This window comes from Arthrobacter sp. W4I7, from assembly GCF_030816215.1.
In the GTDB taxonomy this organism is placed as follows: Bacteria; Actinomycetota; Actinomycetes; order Actinomycetales; family Micrococcaceae; genus Arthrobacter; species Arthrobacter siccitolerans_A.
Map to the genome: position 1 here is coordinate 1,918,684 of NZ_JAUSXU010000001.1, position 22,377 is coordinate 1,941,060.

At 66.7% G+C, this 22,377-nt stretch carries 16 protein-coding genes; 11 read left to right on the top strand and 5 right to left on the bottom strand.

Translation table 11 applies throughout. The features are described 5' to 3' along the window. The first annotated feature begins 19 nt into the window (after positions 1-19). The gene (locus QF047_RS08860; protein WP_373427757.1) at positions 20-2,101 is read left to right on the top strand and encodes a primosomal protein N'; all 2,082 of its coding nucleotides are present in this window, start codon (positions 20-22) and stop codon (positions 2,099-2,101) included. A 29-nt stretch (positions 2,102-2,130) separates the two neighbouring features. Here QF047_RS08860 and QF047_RS08865 read toward each other — a convergent pair whose 3' ends face one another. The 4 genes from QF047_RS08865 to QF047_RS08880 are packed head-to-tail and all read right to left on the bottom strand — an operon-like array spanning position 2,131 to position 5,953. After that, positions 2,131-3,207 (bottom strand): glycosyltransferase family 1 protein, encoded by a 1,077-nt coding sequence (locus QF047_RS08865; RefSeq protein WP_306633735.1) that lies wholly within the window; start codon positions 3,205-3,207, stop codon positions 2,131-2,133. Continuing rightward, positions 3,204-4,133 (bottom strand): alpha/beta fold hydrolase, encoded by a 930-nt coding sequence (locus QF047_RS08870; RefSeq protein WP_307275763.1) that lies wholly within the window; start codon positions 4,131-4,133, stop codon positions 3,204-3,206. Before QF047_RS08870 ends, QF047_RS08865 begins: the two co-directional genes overlap by 4 nt. A gap of 7 nt (positions 4,134-4,140) precedes the next feature. Next, positions 4,141-5,010: an aldo/keto reductase gene (locus tag QF047_RS08875; protein ID WP_307275765.1), complete on the bottom strand. Its 870-nt coding sequence runs from the start codon at positions 5,008-5,010 to the stop codon at positions 4,141-4,143. Between the two features lie 10 nt (positions 5,011-5,020). Beyond that, on the bottom strand, positions 5,021-5,953 hold the full coding sequence (locus tag QF047_RS08880) for a sugar-binding transcriptional regulator (RefSeq protein WP_373427067.1): 933 nt from the start codon (positions 5,951-5,953) through the stop codon (positions 5,021-5,023). Between the two features lie 167 nt (positions 5,954-6,120). Here QF047_RS08880 and QF047_RS08885 point away from each other — a divergent pair, with 167 nt between their 5' ends. The 3 genes from QF047_RS08885 to glpK all read left to right on the top strand — a co-directional run bounded on the left by QF047_RS08885 (position 6,121) and on the right by glpK (position 10,365). Then, the gene (locus QF047_RS08885; RefSeq protein ID WP_307275770.1) at positions 6,121-7,956 is read left to right on the top strand and encodes a glycerol-3-phosphate dehydrogenase/oxidase; all 1,836 of its coding nucleotides are present in this window, start codon (positions 6,121-6,123) and stop codon (positions 7,954-7,956) included. Positions 7,957-8,046: 90 nt separating this feature from the next. Beyond that, complete coding sequence (locus QF047_RS08890) at positions 8,047-8,817, top strand: MIP/aquaporin family protein (RefSeq protein WP_307275773.1); 771 nt, start codon at positions 8,047-8,049, stop codon at positions 8,815-8,817. Between the two features lie 33 nt (positions 8,818-8,850). Continuing rightward, positions 8,851-10,365: a glycerol kinase GlpK gene (gene glpK, locus QF047_RS08895; RefSeq protein WP_306633726.1), complete on the top strand. Its 1,515-nt coding sequence runs from the start codon at positions 8,851-8,853 to the stop codon at positions 10,363-10,365. A 101-nt stretch (positions 10,366-10,466) separates the two neighbouring features. On the opposite strand, the gene QF047_RS08900 is transcribed toward glpK, so the two are convergent. Then, positions 10,467-12,767, bottom strand: coding sequence for a PEP/pyruvate-binding domain-containing protein (locus tag QF047_RS08900; protein ID WP_307275775.1), 2,301 nt, complete (start codon positions 12,765-12,767; stop codon positions 10,467-10,469). 292 nt (positions 12,768-13,059) lie between these two features. On the opposite strand from QF047_RS08900, the gene leuS reads away from it, so the two are divergent. The 7 genes from leuS (at position 13,060) to holA (ending at position 22,371) form a co-directional block, all read left to right on the top strand. Further along, the gene (gene leuS, locus QF047_RS08905) at positions 13,060-15,588 is read left to right on the top strand and encodes a leucine--tRNA ligase (RefSeq protein ID WP_306633722.1); all 2,529 of its coding nucleotides are present in this window, start codon (positions 13,060-13,062) and stop codon (positions 15,586-15,588) included. Positions 15,589-15,641: 53 nt separating this feature from the next. Further along, positions 15,642-16,646, top strand: a complete 1,005-nt coding sequence (locus QF047_RS08910; protein ID WP_307275779.1) for a DegV family protein — start codon at positions 15,642-15,644, stop codon at positions 16,644-16,646. 225 nt (positions 16,647-16,871) lie between these two features. Next, entirely contained in the window at positions 16,872-17,150 is a 279-nt protein-coding gene (locus tag QF047_RS08915) for a hypothetical protein (RefSeq protein WP_307275782.1), read from the top strand. After that, on the top strand, positions 17,147-17,833 hold the full coding sequence (locus tag QF047_RS08920; protein ID WP_307275784.1) for a hypothetical protein: 687 nt from the start codon (positions 17,147-17,149) through the stop codon (positions 17,831-17,833). The genes QF047_RS08915 and QF047_RS08920 overlap by 4 nt, the downstream gene beginning before the upstream one ends. Before the next feature lie 535 nt (positions 17,834-18,368). Continuing rightward, the gene (locus QF047_RS08925) at positions 18,369-19,283 is read left to right on the top strand and encodes a ComEA family DNA-binding protein (protein ID WP_307275786.1); all 915 of its coding nucleotides are present in this window, start codon (positions 18,369-18,371) and stop codon (positions 19,281-19,283) included. A 44-nt stretch (positions 19,284-19,327) separates the two neighbouring features. Continuing rightward, positions 19,328-21,421, top strand: a complete 2,094-nt coding sequence (locus QF047_RS08930) for a ComEC/Rec2 family competence protein (protein ID WP_307275789.1) — start codon at positions 19,328-19,330, stop codon at positions 21,419-21,421. After that, a complete protein-coding gene (holA, locus tag QF047_RS08935) occupies positions 21,355-22,371 on the top strand; it encodes a DNA polymerase III subunit delta (RefSeq protein ID WP_306633605.1) in 1,017 nt (338 codons plus the stop codon). The genes QF047_RS08930 and holA overlap by 67 nt, the downstream gene beginning before the upstream one ends. Positions 22,372-22,377 lie beyond the last annotated feature (6 nt).

Consider the following 22,377-nt stretch of genomic DNA (forward strand, 5'->3'; position numbering starts at 1 on the left):
ACTGGATCTGCCATCAGCCGTGCAGCCATCCTTGCTGCAGGGTTTCCCGGACCGGAAACAACAGTCCGGCCCGCAGTTCGCAGACCACCTCCCGGTGGCCCGTGTGCTCGTGGAGTCCTCCCTGCCCCACCTGGACCGGCCCTTCGACTACGGCGTCCCGGCCAGCCTCGCCGGGGATGCCCAGCCCGGGGTCAGGGTCAAGGTCAAGTTCAACGGCCAGGACCTCAGCGGCTTCATTATGGAGCGGGTGGCCGGGTCCGACGCCGGCCACACGCTCCTGCCGCTGGCCAAGGTTATCTCCCCGGTTCCTGTCCTGACGCCGGAGATCCGCGATCTCGCCACCGCCGTCGCTGCCCGCTACGCCGGAACGGTGAGCGATGTCCTCCGTGTCGCAGTCCCGCCCCGGGTGGCCCGTCTGGAGAAGACCTTCCCTGGTGTCCGGGAACCGGCGGCGGGGGCAGCGGCTCCCCAGCCGATGAACCCTGGGGCGGAGGTCACCGGGCCGGCCGCCTGGACCGACTACCGCAACGGCCCGGCATTCCTCCGCCACCTGGCAGACGGCCGTGCACCGCGGGCGGTACTCAATCCGCTCCGTGCGTCTGGCGCCGCAGGTTGGCCCCAACTGGTGGCCCAGGCCGTGGCCGCTGCCTTCGCTTCCGGCCGGGGTGCCCTGGTAGTGGTGCCGGACAACCGCGACCTGGACCGGCTCGAGGACGCAGTCACCAGCCTGCTCCCGGAGCAGGCTGTAGCCCGCCTGACGGCGGAGGACGGACCCACTCCGCGCTACCAGAACTTCCTGCGCCTCCTTGCCGGCACAGCACGTGTGGCGATTGGCACGAGGTCGGCAGCCTACGCCCCGGTCAAGGACCTGGGGCTCGTGGTCTGTTGGGACGACGGCGACGACCTCCACATCGAGCAGCGCGCGCCCTATGCGCACGCCCGCGAGGTCCTGCTCCTGCGTGCCGAGCAGGCAGGGGCCGCATGCCTCCTGGCCGGCCACACCCGCAGTACCGAAGTCCAGCGGCTGGTGGAGACCGGCTGGGCCCTTCCCGTTGAGGCCGATCGGAACGTTGTCCGCCGCACCGTCCCGCGCGTTGTGAACACGGCTGACAGTTTCGAACAGGAAAGGGACCCGCTCGCAAGGATTGCCCGCCTGCCCGGCGCCGCTTGGCGCGCCGCCAAGGAAGGACTCGAACGCGGCCCTGTCCTGGTCCAGGTGGCACGGGCAGGGTACGTGCCCTCACTGGTCTGCGAAACCTGCCGCGAACCCGCCCGCTGCGGAACCTGCCAAGGGCCGCTGGCGCTGGCCAGCGGCAATTCCGCGATTCCGCAGTGCCGGTGGTGCTCCACACCGGCACTCGATTGGGAGTGCTCCCGTTGCGGGGGCCGGAAGCTCCGCAAGGGTGCTACCGGAGTGATGCGGACCGCCGAGGAACTGGGACGCGGGTTCCCGGGAAAAACGGTGATCACTTCCTCGGGTGATCAGGTCAAAGCCACTGTAGGCCCGGGCAAGTCTTTGGTAGTAGCTACCGTGGGCGCAGAACCCGTGGCCGAGAGCGGCTATGCGGCGGCGCTACTGCTCGACGGCGATTCCTTGCTGCGGCGGGAAAATCTGCGGGCCGGCGAGGACACGGTGCGCCGCTGGTTCAACGCCGCCGCCCTGGTGCGGCCGGCCTCCGACGGCGGGCTCGTCGTCATCACCGCAACGGACACGTCCGCCGTGGGTGCCCTGCTGCGGTGGGACCCTGCGGGCTACGCGCGGCGGGAGCTGGCCCTGCGGGTGGAGCTGCAACTGCCGCCCGCGGTGCGGATTGCCTCGGTCACCGGCCCCCGGGCCGCCGTCGAACACTTTACGTCCGCAGTGGCAGCCCAACTGGAACCAGCCGGGATCAGCCTGCGCAGTGCCGGGCCGGCGCCGGTGGTCCTCAACGGACCGCCCTCATCGCGACGGGTGGGAGAGGACGTCCGGACCCTCCTGTTTTTCCCGTACACCCAGGCGGCGGCGGTAACCCGGGTCCTGCGTGCAACGCGGGCCGCTACGGCCGCAAAGCGGAGCGCAGAGCCTGTCCAGCTCCGCCTTGACGGCGTGGACGTCCTCTAGCTGCGCCGGCCTTTCCTGTCCCGGCGCCGTTACTTTCGGCGCTGGGCGATGATGTCGTGTGCCGCGTCCACCAGTTGGCGGGCCGATTCGTCCCACGTGAACTGACGGGCACGGGCAAGGGAGCATCGCGAGGCTTCCTGCCACCGTTCCGGGTCCTGCAGCTTCATCACGGCGTTGGCGAACTGTTCCGGCGAGGCCGGATCAACGTAGCTGGCGCCGTCACCGCCCACTTCCCGGAAAATGGGGATGTCACTGGCAATGACCGGTGTGCCCACCGCCATGGCCTCAACGAGCGGCAGGCCGTAACCCTCCGCCCGGGAGAGGCTCACCAGCGCCGTCGCCGTTTTCAGGAAGGTTCCGTACTCCTCGTCCGTCACGCCGTTGTGGAACACCACATGGGCTCCGGACGGGACGAGCTTTTCCAGCTCGGCGCGGCGCTGCGGCGTGATCCGGCTGAGGAGGTGAAGCGTGTAGCCGGGAAGCGAAGCCATCCCCTCCACCATGGTTTCCACGTTCTTGTAGGGCATAAAAGACCCCATATAGACGAGCGAAGGCTCCGCACCGGCCTCCGGGACCCGCGGATCCGCCGCCGGCTGGGGAGCGTTGCCGATAACCCTTACGGGCCGGCGCGTCAGCCGGTACTTGGCGATCAGCGCCTCGGTTGTCCGGCTGACGGTTGCCACCGCGTCCGCCCGGTTGAGGAGGAGCCGCTGCGGCCAGAAAGCCTTGTGGTACAGCCGCCACAGCAGCCGGACAGGGGCGGGCAGGAATCCTGGCGGCGCAGGGTGCTCGTAGTAGATCAGGTCATGCAACGTCAGGACCAGCCCGTACTTACGGCCCCAGGTGCCCATTGTCTGCATCGGGCAGACCACCACGTCAGCGCCCAGCGGGTTCACCTTGCGCGCTACAAACAGTTCCAGGGGGGAGAGGGGACTGTTGATCAGCGTGTAGGGAACATCGGGCAGCAGGGCGAGCTGCCGGAGGTCAGAGACCAGCATGGAAACATCTGCGATCTTAGCGGTGGCCTCGATCAGGCTCGCGCCATAGCGGCTGATGCCGTCATGGTGGTCGGTCCTGGTGAAACGTGCATCAATGACTATCTTCACGCGGGATGGTCCTTCAGGAAGCTGCGGATGTAGCGGGCGGCGGGTTCCGGAGTCTCGTAGTGGATGAGATGGCCAACGCCCGGGATGACCTTGAGTTCGCCGTCGGGCAGCAGCCCGAGAAGCCGGTGCTGGTCGGGGAGGGTGGCGATCTCGTCCTTTTCGCCGGCAACCAGCAGCACCGGAAGGGGCAACCGGCCGGCCACCTCGGCCACGTGGCTGCTGACGGAGGCAGTGAACGATTCGAGGAGGCTGTCCCTGCTGGCGAATGCGCTGAAGTACGCGTGGTGTTGGCCGTGGATAAAGCGCCGGAGTTCCCGGTCGGTCGTTTTGGCCATGGTCTCGCTCATCACGCGGACGATCAACGGACTTCGGAGGAGTCCCTGCCCCAGCGGACGGGGAAGCCGGGCGGCAAGTTTGTAGTACAGCACCGCCAGCCTGGTCATGATGCCTTTGGGGCCCTCCAGGGCCGGTGCGGCAATGGGATTGATGAGGATCAGGGGATGTACGGCGGCCGGATGGGCTGCCACGAAGTGCGCGGCCACGATGGATCCGAAGGAGTGCCCCAGCAGAACCGTGTCCGGTCCCAAACCCAGGGCATTCATGAACTCGCTGATGAACGCCCCATAACCGGGCACCGTGTGGCCGCCGTCCCCGAAGGCCTCTGAGCTGCCGAAACCCGGCAGGTCCGGCATGATGATGCGCATTTCGGGAAGCTGGTCGGCCACGCGCACCAGTCCGTGATGGTCGCCGCGGAACCCGTGGATCACCAGGATGGTCCGTGTTTCCGGTGTTTCCCGGACGGGTTCATACGTCCAGAAGGCCACTTTCCCGCCGGTGAGCTGCACGGAAGAAGCACGCGTGCGTCCTGCCAGGTCCGGGCTGAAGAAGGCGGGCGCGGGCGGCTGCCCCGGGTGTGTTGTTTTCATGCTGGTCCTAGTTGACGTTGTCCGGGTGGGAGCCGGTACGCTCGCCCCGGTCGAGGCCGGCCAGCGCGTCCATATCCCGGGCCGAAAGCTCAAAGCGGAAGATGTCCAGGTTCTCGCGGATCCGCGCCTCCGAACTGGCTTTGGGGATGGCGATGTTTCCCAGTTGCATGTGCCAGCGGAGGACCACCTGGGCAGGCGTCCGGCCAAGTTCGGCGGCGCAGGCCCCGACGACGGGATCGGCAAGCACGTGTCCGCGCCCCAGGGGACTCCAGGCTTCGGTCCGGATGCCCAGGTCATCATGGACCTTCCGGAGCTCATGCTGCTGAAGCCAGGGGTGCAGCTCGATCTGGTTTACGGCGGGTGTTACTTCTGCTGTCTGCATCAGCCGGTCAAGGTGGGAAGGCTGGAAGTTGCTGACACCGATGGCCCGGACCTTACCCTCCCGGTAGAGCGTCTCGAGGGCCCGGTAGGTTTCCGGAAACAGTCCGCGCCGGGGGCAGGGCCAGTGGATGAGGTACATGTCCACGTAATCCAAGCCAAGGTGGACCATCGAGTCGTCGAATGCCCGAAGGGTGGCGTCGTAGCCGTGGTGGTCATTCCACACCTTGGTGGTGACGAAAAGATCTTCCCTGGCGGGTGCCGGGAACAGTTCCCCGGAGCCGCCGCTGCCTGCCGGAGCGCCGAGCTGGGAGCTGATGCCGCGGGCAACACCGGACTCATTGCCGTACATGGCGGCGGTGTCAAAATGCCTGTAGCCGGCGCCGAGGGCCATGGCCACGAGTCCTGCCGCGTCCGACGGCGGCACTTTGTACAGGCCAAAGCCCAGCTGGTCGATCAGCACGCCGTTGTTCAGGCTGAGCCGGGGTGAGGTCCTCATAACCTTGACTCTACCTATTCGAAGTCGCCATGCCCTCCAGGCCCACCAAGCGGCGCGCGGTGGCCTCGTCGAGGATCAGGTCTGTCGCCAGGCCGGCCGCAAGGGCGCCTTTGAGGCCGTTGATTTTGGAGACTCCCGAAACCACACAGATCCTGCGCCGGACCTGCCGGAGTTCTGAGAGGGCCGGACCCGTGGACCGCTCGTTGAGGACGATGCCGTCCGATGAACCGTCGCTGCGGAAGAAAACGGTGGCCACGTCACCCACCACATCGGAATTCGCCAGGATTTTGAGGTCGTTCTCGTCCAGGTAGCCGCCGGCGTACACATGGCTCGGGTAATCCGCGTCCACGGAGCCGACGCCAAAGATCGCGATGCTCATTTTGGCCTGGAGTGCGAGGATCCGCTGCACGCTGCGTTCATTCCACATCGCGGTCTTGGTGGCCGCGTGGTCGAAGAAGGCGGGAACCGGGAACTGTTCCACCCGCGCTCCGTAGGCGCTGCCGAAGCGGCGCATGATGTCGCTCGCATAGGTGATGCCCGTCGTGTGCATGTTGCCGGCGCCGTTCAGCTGCACTATCACGCTGTCGTGCGTAATTTTCCTGGTCAGCTGCCGGCTGACGGCGCTGAGCGTGGAGCCCCAGGCCACGCCGATAATCGCATTGGAATCCACCAGGGGCCCGATAGTACGTGCGGCCTGCATGGCCACCCGGTCCAGGGTTTCGGCCTCATTGAGTGTTTCCACCACCGGGACAACGTGGACGTCAACTCCGAAGCGGCGGCGGATCAGGCCTTCCAGCTCCGGGGCGGTGTCCAGGGGGTTGCGGATCTGGACCTGGACCAGGCCCGAGTCCCGGGCCGAGGACAACAGCCGTGAAACCGTTGACCGCGAGGTCCGGAGTTCGCGGGCAATGGCGTCCATGGTGAGGTCCTGCAGGTAATACATTTGTGCAGCCCGCAGGGCGTCAGCATGCCGGGAAGGATCCACGGGAACTCCATTCTGCACGTTTGTGCATTGTGCTTGACTCCATTTTCCATTACTCCAAACATTAGATCAGAACGGCGGCGCACCCCAAGGTGGCCGCGCCACACGAAAGCCCCAAGGGAGTTGTTTTGGGACCCAAGGATTCACCCGCCCGCCCCACCGCGCCGAAACCTGGCGGCGAACGCGCATCTGTACACAACCTGAGGCGGCGGCCCCACGCAAAGGTGCTGGTGGTGGGTGGCGGCATTAACGGCGTCGGAACCTTCCGGGACCTGGCCCTGCAGGGGGTGGACGTGGCACTCGTTGAGCGCGGGGACTACTGCCAGGGAGCCAGCGGAGCGTCCTCGCACATGATCCACGGCGGCATCAGGTACCTCGAGAACGGCGAATTCAGGCTGGTCCGGGAATCAGTGGTGGAGCGCAACCGGCTGCTCCGGATCGCCCCGCACTACGTCAAGCCGCTGCAGACCACCATCCCAATCTTCAGCACCTTCTCCGGTATCCTCGCGGCTCCGCTGCGGTTCCTTACCCACAAACAGCAGGGCAAGCCCAAGGAACGCGGAGCCTTCCTCATCAAGGTCGGCCTCAGCCTCTACGACTCCTTCTCGCGCGACGGCGGCAACGTGCCTCGGCACCAGTTCAGGGGCCGCAAACGCGCCCTGGCTGAACTGCCCGGCCTGCGCCCTGACATAAAATACGCGGCCACATACTTCGACGCCTCCGTCCACAACCCGGAGCGGCTCACCCTCGACGTTCTGCAGGACGGCGAAAGAGCAGGGCGCCCGGCCAGCGCCGGAGCACACGCTGAAAGCAACGCCCAGGGCAATACAGCCCGGGCCAGTAACTACTTGTCACTGAAGTCCATGACCGGCGAACCCAACCGCGGCACCGGCAAGGGCAGCACGGTGCGGCTGCGTGATGAGCTGACCGGCGAGGAATTCGACTTCACCGCGGACGTCATCGTCAACACCACCGGCGCCTGGGTGGACCTGACCAATGAGGCGATAGGAACAGCCTCCTCCTTCATGGGCGGCACCAAGGGTTCCCACATAGTGCTGGACCACCCCGGGCTGCTCGACGCCTGCCGCGGACGCGAGATCTTCTTCGAACACACGGACGGCCGGATCGTCCTCATCTACCCCATGGGGGACCGTGTCCTGGTCGGAACCACCGACGTGGACGCCGACATGAGCCAGGACGCCGTCTGCACCGATGAGGAGATCGAGTACTTCTTCGAACTGATCGGCCACGTGTTCCCCGGTATCGCCGTCACGCGGGAGCAGATCGTGTACACCTTCGCCGGCGTGCGGCCGCTGCCCCGGCATGACGCAACGCAGCCCGGCTTCGTTTCCCGGGACTACCGGATTGAGCGCCGGGAAGCCGCAGCCAGCGCGCAGCCCCGGCCGGGCGCCGTCGTACTCAGCCTGGTGGGCGGCAAATGGACCACCTTCCGCGCCCTGGCCGAGCACCTGACCGACGATGTCCTCGCCGAACTTGGCATGCAGCGCAAGGTCTCGACGGCGCAGCTCGCCATCGGCGGCGGCGCAGGCTTTCCCTCCGACGAGGCCGGTGTGCAGAAGTGGATCAAGCAGCACATGGCCCCGGGCCGGGACGCTGACCGGACTGCCGGGTTGCTGACCCGCTACGGTACGCGGGCGGAGGCCGTGATGGCCTACCTGGACGCCGCACCTGACTACCAGTTGCGCTCCACCCGGGAACTGAGTGTCCGTGAACTGGAATTCATGGCAGCCCATGAGCAGGTGGGACACCTTGTAGATGTTTTCATCCGCAGGACGTCCCTGGCCTTCCGGGGCCTCGTCACCGGCGAACTGCTTAATGAGGTGGCAGAGGTGCTCGCCGTTCCACTGGGCTGGGACGCCGCCGCGCGTGCCGCCGAGATCCGGCATGCGCAGGACGTCCTGCAGCGGCTCCACCGCGTAGAGATCAACAGCCTGGTCGCTTAGGCCCGGCTGGCGGCCGGGGCGCCAACCCGCCCCGGCAAACGGTCCTTCAACCCGCGAAGGACTGACAACAGAAAATAAGGAGAGTCAAAGATGTCTCTTGGAATTGTTTTCCTTTCCGAAGTCTTCGGAACGGCGATGCTCACCCTGCTGGGTTGCGGTGTCGTGGCCAACGTCGCCCTGCGGGGCACAAAAGGCAACAGCGGCGGGTTCCTGATGGTCACCTGGGGATGGGGTGTTGCTGTCTTCGCGGGTGTCTATGTGGCCGCGAAGTCGGGATCACACCTGAACCCGGCCGTGACGCTTGGTTTCCTGGCGAAGGGAAATAAGGAATATGCCCCGGACGTTCCCGTTGATTTCGCGTCCACGCTGACCTATCTCGGTGGGGAAATGCTGGGTGCGTTCCTCGGTGCCGTCGTCTGCTGGCTCGCCTACAAGCAGCATTTCGACGCCGAAGAGGAAGCCGCCAGCAAGCTGGCAGTTTTCTCCACCGGCCCGGCGATCCGTACCAGCTCCTGGAACCTGGTCACAGAGATCATTGGCACCTTTGTCCTGGTGTTCGTCATCCTGACCTTCGGCGGAACCCCATCCGGCCTCGGGCCGCTCGCCGTGGCCCTCCTCGTCGTCGGCATCGGCGTTTCCCTGGGCGGCCCCACCGGCTACGCCATCAACCCTGCCCGCGACCTCGGCCCGCGCATCGCCCACGCCCTGCTTCCCATCAAGGGCAAGGGCTCCAGCGACTGGGGCTACTCATGGATTCCGGTTGTTGGCCCGCTCGTGGGCGGCGCCCTGGGCGGGCTCATAGCCACGGCTGGTTCCCATCATCGCCTCAGCAGCTGCCTGACCACCTACCCCAGCCACTGATCCAAAAGTACCGTTACAGACAAGGACGTCATCATGAACCAGTACGTAATCGCCATTGACCAGGGCACCACCAGCACCCGCGCCATCATCTTCAACCACAGCGGCGCCATCGTCTCCTCAGGGCAGATGGAGCATGAACAGATCTTCCCGAAGGCCGGCTGGGTGGAGCACAACCCTGCCGAAATCTGGAACAACACCCGCGAGGTCATCGCCTCCGCCCTCTCCAAGGCGAACCTGACGCGGCACGATATTGCCGCCGTCGGAATCACCAACCAGCGGGAAACGGCCGTGGTGTGGGACAAAACCACCGGCGAGGCCGTCTACAACGCCATTGTCTGGCAGGACACCCGCACGCAGGACATTGTGAATGAACTGGCCAGGGACGGCGGCGCGGACCGGTTCAAGGAGAAGGTCGGCCTGCCGCTTGCCACCTACTTTTCGGGTACCAAGATCAAGTGGGTTTTGGACAATGTTGACGGCGCGCGTGCCAAAGCCGAAGCCGGGAACCTCGTGTTCGGCAACACCGACGCCTGGGTCCTCTGGAACCTCACCGGCGGCGTGGACGGGGGCGTCCACGTCACCGATGTGACCAATGCCTCGCGCACTCTGTTTATGGATCTGGAAACGCTCCAGTGGGACGACGAAATCCTGGGCATCTTCGGCGTTCCGCGGAGCATGATGCCGGAGATCAGGTCCTCGTCCGAGGTTTACGGCACGGTCCACACCTCCCAGCTTCTCCGCGAGGTGCCGGTCGCGGGCATCCTCGGGGACCAGCAGGCAGCCACCTTCGGCCAGGCCGCCTTCGAGACAGGCGAAGCGAAGAACACCTACGGGACCGGCTGCTTCCTGATCTTCAACACCGGTGAGGAAATCGTCCACTCGAAGAACGGGCTGCTGACCACGGTGGGCTACAAGCTCGGCGACGCCGCGCCGCACTACGCCCTGGAAGGCTCCATCGCAGTCACCGGCTCGCTGATCCAGTGGCTGCGCGACAACCTCGGCATGATCAACAGCGCCCCCGAAGTTGAAACGCTCGCCGCGTCCGTGAAGGACAACGGCGGGGTGTACATCGTCCCCGCCTTCTCGGGACTCTTCGCGCCGTACTGGCGTTCGGATGCCCGTGGCGCAATCGTGGGCCTCACGCGCTTCGTCAACAAGAACCACATTGCCCGGGCAGCCCTGGAAGCCACCGCTTTCCAGACCCGCGAGGTGCTGGACGCAGTCAACGCCGACTCCGGCGTTCCGCTTTCGGAGTTGAAGGTCGACGGCGGCATGGTAGCTAACGACGCCCTCATGCAGTTCCAGGCGGACATCCTTGGAGTGCCGGTGATCAGGCCGAAAGTGGTTGAAACCACCGCCCTCGGTGCCGCGTACGCGGCCGGCCTCGCCGTCGGCTTCTGGAAGGACCTGGGCGAGTGCTCGGCCAACTGGTCCGAGGACAAGCGCTGGGAACCCCAGATGGACCAGGCCGAACAGGACCGCCAGATGCGGCTCTGGAAGAAGGCCGTCACCAAGTCCATGGATTGGGTCGACGAGGACGTTCGGTAGGTCCTGTCAGGAGAGGGGCCGATGACTCCCGCCCGCCCGCTCCGCGGTGCCCACCACACCATGGCGGGGAGTCATCGGCCCCTCTTTCGGCTTAATCAGCGTCAGTCCTCGTGGAGTTCTATTGTTCCTGCGTTGCCGTCTACTGTGACCAGTTGCCCTGTGTGGAGGAGCCGGGTGGCGTTGCCGGTCCCCACCACCGCGGGGATGCCGTACTCGCGGGCTACGAGGGAGGCGTGGGCGGCGAGGTTGCCCGTGTCCGTGACCACGGCCGCCGCGGACGCGAACAGCGGGGTCCACGCCGGTGCCGTTGCCTTGGCCACGAGCACTTCGCCCGGCTGGAAGTCCGAAAAATCCGCTGGACCATCCACTATCCGCACATGTCCACGGGCACGGCCAGGACTGGCCGGGTGGCCACGAAGGGATCCCGGGGGCGCGGTGCGTGTACTGCGTGCGGCATCCGCCAGGCGGTCAAAGGCGTTTCCCAGGATGGGAAGTGTGCCGAGCGTAAGCGGCGCGTCGAGCTTCCGCTGCCGCAGCCATTCCTGGCGGCGCTGACCCACAACAGCATGCTGGGCTGGCGCGCCGGTGCGAAGATCGGCCCGGGTCAGGAAGTGGACGTCATCCGGGCTTGCGATGACGCCTGACTGCTGCAGGAGCATTCCCATTCGCGCGGCGCACCGGCGCAGTAGCGGCCAGCCCAGGGTGAAGTCGCGCGCCTGGTCCTCCCGCAGCCTTGCGTAGTGCTGTGCGACGGCCAGGAGCGTGTCGAAACGGCGCAGGTGGCGGGTGCCCCGCAGCACTTTCCGGCAGGCGGCCTCCGCTGCGTGGCGCCGTTCCATTGCCCTTGCTGGGGCAGCCGGCGCACCCTCCCCGCGCCCCACTCCAACTCCCTTACCTTGCCCCTGCTGTTCTTCGCCCGCCGTTGGGTGGTACCAGTCCAAACTGAAGACGGCGTGCGGTACCTGTGCCGGGAGCGTCGGCAGGAGTCCACCGAGGAGCACCTGGTAGCCCTCGGTTTCCGGCGCGTCCCGCTGCCCCTCGGCCAGGGCAGCGGCCAGGTGCCTGCGCCAGAACCTGGCCAGCACCGCCTCCATCTTCCAGGCGGCACCACCTGCCGCGGAGAAGTACCAGAGGTATTCGCCTGCTGCCCGGGCTACCTGCTCAACCACGTAGGTGAGCTGGGGCAGGTCGGCCGTTCCGACGTCGATGCCCTGTGCCCCTGCCAGCTCCCGGTAGCGAGTGAGGCACACATTCCGCCATTCGTGCTCCAGGCTGCGAAGCACTGCACGGTCGGCTCCGGCCGGATCCACCATGGGGCGGAGCACGGAGTTGAAGATATAGGGCAGCGGGCGCAGGCTGCCGCCGAACAGAAGATGGGGGAGTGCCATCGGGCCAGGCGGGGCAAGGTAGTACCAGCCGTTGACCGCCGCATGTCCCATAGGGATGCTGATGCCGGCGGAACGAGTGACCGCCTGGTGGTACCCGGTATCGATAAGCGGCACAATCCAGTCCATGAACAGCGGTGTCACAGGTTCGGGCAACCATTCGCCCAACCGGAAGTTCCGGAGCCAGACGCCTTTCCCCGGCGGCTCCCACATGACCGGTTCCGGAACTGCCGTCATGGGGCGGGCCTGGAGGATATGGACATGGCCGGAGGCGTCCAGTGCCCATTCAACATCCTGCGGCGTACCAAAATGCGTGGCGACGTCCCGTGCGGCGGCGGCCACCGTCGTCGCGCTTTCCTTCGTCAGGACCGCTTTGGCACCGCGCCGCCGGCTGACCAGTCCGCCGCGCGCAAGCCACTCCTCGCCGCTTTCCGACCCTCCCACGAGGTTCTCCCCAAGCCCGACGACGGCGGAGACCACGGTCTCGTCGCGGGCCCCGGTCAGGGGGTTGGCTGTGAACGCCACGCCGGCTGCTGCAGCATCCACCATCTGCTGAACCAGGACTGCCATTCCGCCGGTGCCCGGCATCTTCCCGGCGTCATTATTTTCGTGGGACTCCTGGTAGGCCAGGACCCGGTCGGATTCCGCGGATTCGAAGCAGCGGGTCACTGCCGAAGCAAGTCCATCGGCGTCGACGCCCAGGTAGCTGTCATACATCCCGGCATAGGAAGCACCCGGAAGATCTTCGGCGGCCGCCGAGGAGCGCACCGCGTACGGGCCGGGGCCGGCGGCACGGGCGGCAGCCTGCAGGCGCATCGCCCAGTCGTCCCGCCCGCGACCGTCCAGCATCGCTGCGCGGGTGATGACGAATCCTGGCGGCACGGGGAAGCCTGCCGCGAGCAGCGCTGACAGTGCCGACGCCTTGCCGCCTGTTACTTCCCGGTCCAGTGCGGGGGGCCCGCCGAGCGGAGGGAAAGGCAGGTCATGACCTGCGTCAGTACCCGTATCGTCACTCATGGAGTCACCTGCCGGATCCGGGGCCGGGCGGCCTGGCCCAAGTCTAGTTAAGTCCGCGTGGGCGGGTACAGGCCCGAAGGTCAGCCGGGCCGCAGTGTGCGCTAAAGTGGTTTTATGCGTGCGATCCTTCTGCTTAGTTAGCCGCCCGGCGTCCGGAACAACGGATCACCGTGCGGCAGCCCCTCCCTGGCGAGGGGCTTTTGTGTGTCCGGGCGTATTTCCCGGGCCGGCAGCAGGAGGATCAGGCCGTTATGGCAGCACAGATGCCGTAACAGAACAGAAGAGGGCAGCAGTGGGCGTTCAGCCGGAGACAGAGACCGGAACAGCAGCAACAGTGCAGGCGGACGTGCCCGAGGAGGGCACGTACAGCTTTGCCGCCATGGAGGCCAAGTGGCCGCAGGTGTGGGAGGACCTCAAGGTTTTCACACCTGCCGACGACGGGTCCCGGGAGCGGCGCTACGTGCTGGACATGTTCCCGTACCCGTCCGGCGACCTGCACATGGGCCACGCGGAAGCGTTCGCCATGGGCGACGTGGTGGCCCGCTACCTCCGCCAGCAGGGCTTCGATGTCCTGCACCCGATCGGCTGGGACTCCTTCGGCCTGCCTGCCGAGAACGCCGCCATCAAGCGCAACGCCCACCCCAGCGAGTGGACCTACGCCAACATCGACACCCAGGCGGCGTCCTTCAAGCGCTACGCCATCTCGGCTGACTGGTCCCGCCGGCTGCACACCTCGGACCCCGGGTACTACCGCTGGACCCAGTGGCTGTTCAAGCGCTTCTACGAGCGCGGCCTGGCATACCGGAAGAACTCACCGGTCAACTGGTGCCCCAAGGACCAGACAGTGCTGGCCAACGAGCAGGTAGTCAACGGTGCCTGCGAGCGCTGCGGTACCACCGTCACCAAGAAGTCCCTCAACCAGTGGTACTTCAAGATCACCGACTACGCGGACCGCCTGCTCGATGACATGGACGAACTGCGGGGCCACTGGCCCGAGCGCGTCCTGGCGATGCAGAAGAACTGGATCGGACGCTCTGAGGGAGCGCACGTCAACTTCGTGATCGAGGCCGACGGCGGCAAACCCGCCAAAGAGGTGACGGTCTTCACCACCCGCCCGGACACCCTGTACGGCGCAACGTTCTTTGTGGTGGCCGCGGACGCGCCACTCGCCGTCGAGCTCGTCACAGAGGAGCACGCCGCTGCCCTGGAGGAATACCGCGAACAGGTCAAGGCGCTCACGGAGATCGAACGGCAGTCCACCGAACGGGAAAAGACGGGCGTCTTCACCGGCCGGTACGCTATCAACCCGCTGAACGGGGAGAAACTGCCGGTCTGGGCAGCCGATTACGTCCTGGCTGACTACGGAACCGGCGCCATCATGGCCGTACCCGCCCACGACCAGCGCGACCTGGACTTCGCCCGCAAGTTCGACCTGCCCGTGCGCGCCGTCCTGGATACCGGCGAAGAGGACCCTGCGGTGTCCGGCACCGCGACAGCAGGGGAGGGAACCCTGATCAACTCCGGTGACCTTGACGGGCTGCCCAAAGCCGAGGCCATCCCGGCGGCGATTGCCATCCTGGAACGCCAGGGCACCGGCGAGAAGTTCGTGAACTTCCGCCTGCGTGACTGGCTGCTCAGCCGCCAGCGCTTCTGGGGCACCCCCATCCCGATCATCCACTGCCCGTCCTGCGGTGAGGTTCCCGTACCGGACGAGCAGCTGCCCGTCACGCTGCCTTCAGACCTGCGCGGCGAGGACCTGTCGCCCAAGGGCACCTCGCCCCTGGCTGCTGCCGAGGCGTGGGTCAACGTCGAGTGCCCCAACTGCCACGGCCCGGCCAAGCGGGACACCGACACCATGGACACGTTCGTTGACTCGTCCTGGTACTTCCTGCGGTTCGTTTCCCCGGACTACACGGAGGGCCCCTTTGACCCGGCCAAGATTAACGACTGGATGCCTGTGGGCCAGTACGTCGGCGGCGTCGAGCACGCCATCCTGCACCTGCTGTACGCCAGGTTCTTCACCAAGGTCATCCACGACCTCGGCATGATCGATGCCGACGAGCCCTTCAGTGCCCTCCTCAACCAGGGGCAGGTGCTCAATGGCGGCAAGGCCATGAGCAAGTCGCTGGGCAACGGCGTGGACCTCGGCGAGCAGCTGGACAAGTACGGGGTGGACGCTGTCCGGCTCACCATGATCTTCGCGTCCCCGCCCGAGGACGACGTTGACTGGGCCGACGTTTCGCCGTCCGGCTCGGCGAAGTTCCTGGCCCGTGCCTGGCGCCTCGCCCAGGATGTAGCCAGCGGACCCGGCGTGGACGTCGCTACCGGTGACCGCGCGTTGCGGTCTGTCACGCACCGGACCATCGCCGACGCGGCCGAACTGCTGGATGCCAACAAGTTCAACGTGGTGGTGGCCAAGCTGATGGAGCTGGTCAACGCCACCCGCAAGGCCATCGATTCCGGTGCAGGGGGTGCCGACCCGGCAGTACGGGAGGCAGCGGAGGCTGTTGCCGTAATCCTGAGCCTCTTCGCCCCCTACACCGCTGAGGACATGTGGAACGTCCTGGGACACCCGGCGTCGGTGGCCAACGCAGGGTGGCCGGCCCACGACGCTTCCCTCCTGGTGCAGGACACCGTCACTGCCGTTGTGCAGGTCCAGGGCAAGGTGCGGGACAGGCTTGAGGTCTCCCCGGACGTCTCCGAGGACCAGCTGCGGGAACTCGCGCTGGCCTCGGACAACGTCCAACGCGCCCTCGACGGCCGAGGCATCCGCACGGTCATCGTCCGCGCCCCTAAACTGGTCAACATCGTCCCGGCCTAGCCGGACCAGGCCGCCGGATACCTCCGGCGGCCTGCTTGACCCCAGGAGGCCCCTTGCCAAACCGCGACCCCGCCGCCTGGCCCTGGATCCGCAGCCGCCTGGCCGCTGTGCGCGCCAAGCAGGACGCTGCCAGGCGGGACAGTGCCGCAGCCCGGCCCGACGTCGTCGTACGTACTGCCGTGGTCACCGATTCCGCAGCTGCCTTGCCGGCTGACTGGACGGCGGGACTCAGCGGTGACGGGCGCCTGACCGTGATCCCCATGCCGGTGATGGTGGGCGATGAGATCTACGGCGAGGGCGAGGACGACATCTCGGAGACGATCGCGCTGGCCTTGGCCAGCGGGACTTCCGTGAAGACCTCCCGGCCCTCGCCCGGGCAATTTGAGCAGGCCTATCTCGCCGCACAGCGCCGGGGCTTTGAGTCCGTTGTCTCCGTGCATATTTCGGGCGGCCTGTCCGGGACGGCGGACGCGGCGCGCCTGGCGGCAGCCCGGGTGGGCATTCACGTGGAAGTGGTCGACTCCGCAACTGTGGGCATGGCCCTTGGGATGGCGGTGCAGGAAAGTGTGCGCGCCGCGTCCGAAGGCGCCGGGGCAGGGGCAGTTGCCGCTGCCGCGGCGGGCCAGGCAGCCAGTACCAAAGTCTATTTCTACGTCCCCAGCCTCGAGCAGCTCCGCCGGGGCGGACGGATCGGGGCCGCAGCCTCGCTGTGGGGCACCATGCTCGCCATCAAACCCATCCTCGCGGTCGACGGCGGCAAAATCGTACCGCTGGAAAAGGTCCGCTCTGCTGCCCGGGCCGTAGCCCGGCTGGAGGAAATCGTGGCCGCTGACGCTTCGGCCCGTCCGGACGGAGTGCGGCTCGCCGTCCACCATTTCGGAAACCCGGTGGAGGCGGAGAGCCTCGCCGGACGGCTGGCAGCCGCGTTGCCGCACTGTCCTCCTGCCCAGATCAGCTCCCTTCCCGCCGTACTCGCGGCGCATGCTGGGCTGGGCGTCCTTGCCGTTATTGTGGGCGACGGCATGGGTGGGAATAGCGACGCCGGCGACGCCGGATAGCTGCGCCCTTTCCACATAGCCCGTTCCTGCCCTGTTACCGGGGTGCCGCCTGTCCCTAGCGTGGTTGTATGCCACGCCGGGATGCTGGAGCAGCAGGTCAGGGATAGGACCAGCCGCGAGACGCGGCGGGCAGCTTTGCTCCTTGCGACGGTAGGCTGAACTAATGACGTTGGGGGACGCAGGGCAGCCACTGCACTGGATGAGCGACAGCACGCGGGGTAAGTAATGAGCGTTTTCCTGCTTACACCCGCGATCGCCCTGGTTCTGTGGCTTAGTCACGCGGGCTTGGCCATCGCCGGCAGCCCTGCTACCCGGTACACCCGTTGGGTCCTCTTCGGTGGGCTTCCTGTCGTGGCCGCGGTGATGCTTTTGTCCGGCAGCATGGCGGGTTTCATACTCGCCCTAATTACCGCCCTGACCTGGCTTGGAATGGTGCTCCTGGAAGTCATTCTTACGATGGGCTCGATGGTTGCGAGGGATGTCAGAGCGAAGAGGGCAGCGTGAAACGCCGGGAAATCTGGGGCGGCGTCCTTCTGTCTGTTGCTGCCCTGGCCTCCTGGACAGACCACGCCATCAGTGCGGCGTATCGGGCGGCTGCACGGGAGGACCTGCTGCTCTACATCGGCATACCCGCTAACTCCCTCGCCTCCTTGTTCTTGATTGCCGCGCTCCTGGCTGGTGCCACCGGCCTGTTTCTCCTGCTGCCGGCGCTGATAGGCCGCGTCCCGCGGAAAGTGCCACGGCGCATCATCGGCTGGACAACTGCGGTGGCGGCCGCAGCCGCGGTGCCGTACTTCGGCCTAATGTTCCTTTTCGCGTTTCTGGGCGCATTCGGCATAGGGGACACCGTGAAGGTCACAGCAGCGAACGGCCGCTCCGTGCTCATCACCCAGGATGGTTTCGACGGCGACAGCGTCGACATTTACACCGAGCACGACGGGCTCCACTACAAACGGGTCCGCAGCGCACCCGAGTTTTCGGGTTGGCCTCGAGTGAAAGACCAGAACTGCCAACTGGATACTGCCGCTGGGGAGCTGCGGCTTACCTGCGGGACCACCACGTGGTCGTTTGAACGGGTCTACCTTCTCCACGCCCGGTCGCTTTCTTCTCATCCGGCCTCGTCCCAGCTCTATCAGCTGGCGTTACCGATGACCTCCCGGTCGCCGATGGAGCTGAGCTGGACGTAGCCGATCATGGTCACGCACTGCATGCTGCACGGATCACCGCTGCCTGCGCTGGTGACCGTGACCTGGGGGGGATGCAGCGGTTTCGGTGACGGCATCAGCATAGGCGGGGGAGAGGGATCCCTCTGCTGGTGCCTGACGGCGCCGGTGCAACCACACCGCCAGCGCCTTTTCCTGGGGCGAACGGCTGGAGGTTGGCGACCGGTTCTCGGCTTTATAGGAAGCGATCATGTCTTCCAGTTCCCGGGAGCCGGCTGCGGCGATACAGGGAGTTCTACTTGGTGTCCAGCACCGATGCCGGCTCCCTGCCCGGCGGCAATGGCCAGCTGATATCCCGCAGCGGTCTCAGCCACGCGGCGGGGCCGCGGCGATTTTCGGCGTCGTGATTCTTGCCCCGCGCCTGCTGCATAATTCCGTGGAGAACATGAGTTCGATATTCCCCAGGAAGGAGTGATCGAGGGTGCGAGTAGCGGCGCCCTTTCCACATAGCCCGTTCCTGCCCTGTTACGCGGTGCCGCCTGTCCCTAGCGTGGGCTGTATGTCACGCCGGGATGCTGGAGCAGCAGGTCAGCAGGCGCGCCACGCCAGGAACCGGCTGCAGGCCACCCTCGGGAGCAGTCCCCGGGGGCTCCTCCTTGGGGAGGACGGGGAGTCTGCCTTCGAATACCAGGGTGCACACGGCCCCGACGGCGGCGATGTCACCGGCCGCAGTGGGGAGGATGCCGCCAAATCCCACGACGTCGGCCCGGCCATCCGCTGGCGCCTGGGTTTTCGGCTCGCCGTGATCGTGGGCATCCTCACGGTCGCTGCCGGTGCCTGGTTCTGGTGGCAGGCGGCGTCCGGGCGGCCTCAGATCCTTCCCCTTAACGGCGTCAACCCCGAAACCACTGCCGTGGCTAGCGAGGACGGCGGGTCGGGTGAGGAGAACGGAGGCGGGAGCCGTGCCGGTCCGGAGTCCGGAACACCGTCGGCAACGCAGGAAGGCACCTCGGCCGGCACGGTCGTGGTCCACGTTGCCGGTGCAGTGCTGCGGCCGGGGGTGGTGCAGTTACCGGCAGGGAACCGGGTGCACGATGCAATTGCAGCCGCGGGAGGAGGAAGTCCCGGCGCCGACCCTGACCGCCTCAACCTGGCCGCCTTGGTGGAGGACGGGCAAAAGATCTTTGTCCCGCGGCAGGGCGAGCCGGTGCCGGACGATGCCGTTGAACCGGGAGGGCCGGAGGCCGGTGCTTCTCCCGACGGGAGTGCGGGATCCCCTGGATCGAAGGTCAACCTGAACACGGCCGGCGTGGAGGAACTGGATGGCTTGCCGAAGGTAGGCCCCGTACTGGCACAGCGCATCGTGGACTGGCGCAAGGAACATGGCCCGTTCAAGGCGGTCGAGGAACTGGACGCCATTGACGGCGTCGGCCCAAAAATGCTCGAAGCCCTGCTCCCGCTGGTGACCATATGAGGCGAAGGAAAATGCGATGAGGACCGCCGCCGGCCGGCGCTGGCATGGGTAAACGGACAGCCGGGACAGGGACGAGTCCGTGGAGCCGGTATATAGAATCCGCCGTCCAGGGCCATGCTGCTCCCGCGGAACGGACGGGCCCAGGAGCAGGGGCGCATCCGGGAGCCGCGGACTCGGCGGGGACGCAGGAGTGCACTGCGGCGAGGCGGCGGACCCTCAAGCCGCCTGACGGCCGCAGCCCCAGTGAAGCCCTGCGGAGATACTGGGCCACGCAGTCCGCCCGCTTCAGCCCCGGCAAAACAAAGGCGGCCCAGGAAGCGGATACGGACGCAGACGAAGCTCCCCGCCGGCGCACTGACGTCCGGCTTGCCCTGCCCGCGGCCTGCGTCTGGGCTGCTTCCCTCGCCGGCCTCTGGCTGCATCCCCTGGCGCTGGCGGGCCTCTGCTGCGTTTTGCTGATGCTGGCGGCCGTGCTGCTGCACCGGACGTGGAAAGCCGGCAGGCTGCCAGTAGCGGGTACGCGGCGGAAACCTGCTCGGCGGAGCTTCCTGACCACCACTGCGGTCGCGCTCCTGCTGGCAGCCACCGCGGCAGCGCACTCGGCGGTCGCGTCCACCCAGCGCAACGAAGGCCCGCTGGCGGCTGCCATCTCGTCAGGCAAGTCGGTGGTGGCCGTGGTGGAGGTGGCAGGAGCGCCCCGAGCCTTGAATCCGCCGAACCAGGCGGGTACACCTCCGCGCTGGTCGGTGGCTGTCTGGACCCGGGACGTCAGCACAGGAGGAGTCCTGCTACGCACCAGGGCCCAACTGCTGGTGACGGGCGGCGGCGCCTGGGGAGCCGTCGTGCCGGGACAGCTGGTACGTGCCACCGGGAAACTCCGGCCCGCAGATCCCGGAAGGGAGGAAGCCGGGATGCTGACTGCATCGTCGGGACCAGGAAGGCCCACGGATTCTCCGGTCCTTCAGGAGTCAGCCAAGGAACTGCGGGAACGGTTTGTGGCCGCTGCGGCGTTCCTCGCCCCCGATCCGCGGGGACTTCTTCCCGGGATGGTCACCGGGGACACCAGCGTGTTAGACGAGGGCCTGGAGACCGCAATGAGAAGCGTGGGCATGACCCACTTGACCGCCGTCAGCGGGGCCAACTGCAGCCTGGTGCTCGGCGCACTCCTGCTCGCCTGCCGGCGGTTCCACCTGCCCCGGGTGCCTGCGGCAGCACTCGCCCTGGCCGGCCTTGGACTGTTTGTCCTGCTGGTGGGTCCGGACGCGAGCGTGCTCCGGGCAGCCCTGATGGGAGCCGTAGCGGTGGCGTCGCTGGCCAGTGGGCGGACCGGACGGGGACTGAGCTTCCTCTGCCTTGCCGTGATCGGCCTGCTGCTCATTGACCCGGGGCTGGGGTCGAGTTTCGGTTTCCTCCTGTCCGTTCTGGCCACGCTGGGGATTATCGTCCTTGGCCGGCGAATCATTGACTGGACGCCGTCAGCGATACCGCGCTGGGCAGCGGCGGCCATTGCAGTTCCCTTGTCCGCGCAACTGCTCTGCGGACCCGTGACGGTGGTGCTTCAACCGCAGTTTTCCACCTACTCGCTGCTGGCCAACGTCATGGCATCGCCCCTTGTGGCGCCAGTGACGCTGCTGGGAACCGCTGCCGTTCCCCTGGTGGTGCTCATCCCGTGGGCAGGAACCGTCCTGATCGCGGTGGCGGGTACCTTCAGCGCAGCAGTTGCAGCGACGGCTCGATTTGCGGCTCAGCTTCCTGGCGCGGCCCTGCCGTGGCCGGAAGGCGTCCCGGGACTGCTGAGCATGCTGTTCCTGTCCGTGCTGACGTTCGGAGCTGTCTGGGCAGCAGCCCGCCCATACCGGCTTCTCCGCTTGGTCATGGCTGCCCACCTGCAGACCATTGCCTTGATCGGACTACTGGAAAGATACGCGGCCCAGGCGCCGCGGCAACTTCATGGGGAGCCAAGGCCCGGGCGCGGACGGGGATTGCCGCAAAGGCGCAGTGCCGGCTTGGACCGGGCCGCGGGACATGGCAGGCTGGGATACTCCACCAAAATTTCCGGAAGGAAGCCCCGATGGCCGCTGCGCAGAAGCGTGCAACCCGTTCGCCGGCGTCGAATGGCCCCACCTGGCGGGACGTAACCCCCGCCGGCGTCGTCCTGGTGGGCGGGCCTGAAGAGTACCTGGGCATCAGGGCCATGGACCGTGTCCGCGCCCAGGTGCGGGCGGCGTCCCCTGACGTCGAAGTCAGCCGCATCAATGCCTCTTCCTACGAAGCCGGGACTTTGCTGATGCAGGTCAGCCCCTCCCTCTTTGGCGAAAGCAAGCTCATCGAGGTCGAGGCCGTGGAAGCGATGAACGACGCTTTCCTGGCTGACGCGTTAGCCTACCTTGGCCACCCGGAGCCGGATGCTGTCCTGGTACTGCGCCACGGCGGGGGAGCCCGGGGCAAGAAACTGCTCGACGCAGTTAAAAAGGGTGGCTGGCCCGTCGTGGACTGCCAGCCCCTGAAAAAGGACGCGGACAAAGTGGCTTTTGTGGCGTCCGAATTCAAGGCCGGCGGGCGGCGGATCGAACCGGACGCCGTGCAGGCGCTGGTCAATGCCGTCGGGGCGAATCTTTCCGAACTGGCCGCGGCCTGCAGCCAGCTCATCGCCGACGCCGGAACGACGGTTACCACCGACATCGTCGACCGCTACTACGGCGGCCGGATCGAAGCCACAGCCTTCAAGGTGGCCGATGCCGCCATGGCAGGAAACGGCCCGCTGGCGCTCTCCACCCTTCGCCACGCACTGGCGACGGGAGCAGATCCCGTTCCGCTGGTTGCCGCGCTGGCGGCCAAGCTTCGGACCGTGGCGCGGGTGGCTGGCGCTTCCGGCTCGTCGGCACAGATCGCGGCAGAGCTCGGGATGCAGCCGTGGCTGGTTGAACAGGCACAGCGCGATGTCCGGCGGTGGACGCCGGAAGGCCTCGTGCGCTCCATCCAGGCAACCGCCGAGGCTGACGCCCAGGTCAAAGGACTGGCCCGGGACCCCGTTTATGCGGTGGAACAAGCGGTGAGAATCATCGCGATGTCCGTGCAAGGAAGGTAGCTCGGC

Bases quoted from the DNA above. Each gene is read 5' to 3' on its own strand.
- QF047_RS08930 (WP_307275789.1), top strand. From the start codon at position 19,328: ATGGGTAAACGGACAGCCGGGACAGGGACGAGTCCGTGGAGCCGGTAT.
- QF047_RS08925 (WP_307275786.1), top strand. From the start codon at position 18,369: ATGTCACGCCGGGATGCTGGAGCAGCAGGTCAGCAGGCGCGCCACGCC.
- QF047_RS08870 (WP_307275763.1), bottom strand. From the start codon at position 4,133: ATGAAAACAACACACCCGGGGCAGCCGCCCGCGCCCGCCTTCTTCAGC.
- QF047_RS08875 (WP_307275765.1), bottom strand. From the start codon at position 5,010: ATGAGGACCTCACCCCGGCTCAGCCTGAACAACGGCGTGCTGATCGAC.
- QF047_RS08915 (WP_307275782.1), top strand. From the start codon at position 16,872: ATGAGCGTTTTCCTGCTTACACCCGCGATCGCCCTGGTTCTGTGGCTT.
- QF047_RS08890 (WP_307275773.1), top strand. From the start codon at position 8,047: ATGTCTCTTGGAATTGTTTTCCTTTCCGAAGTCTTCGGAACGGCGATG.
- holA (WP_306633605.1), top strand. From the start codon at position 21,355: ATGGCCGCTGCGCAGAAGCGTGCAACCCGTTCGCCGGCGTCGAATGGC.
- glpK (WP_306633726.1), top strand. From the start codon at position 8,851: ATGAACCAGTACGTAATCGCCATTGACCAGGGCACCACCAGCACCCGC.
- QF047_RS08880 (WP_373427067.1), bottom strand. From the start codon at position 5,953: ATGTATTACCTGCAGGACCTCACCATGGACGCCATTGCCCGCGAACTC.
- QF047_RS08900 (WP_307275775.1), bottom strand. From the start codon at position 12,767: ATGAGTGACGATACGGGTACTGACGCAGGTCATGACCTGCCTTTCCCT.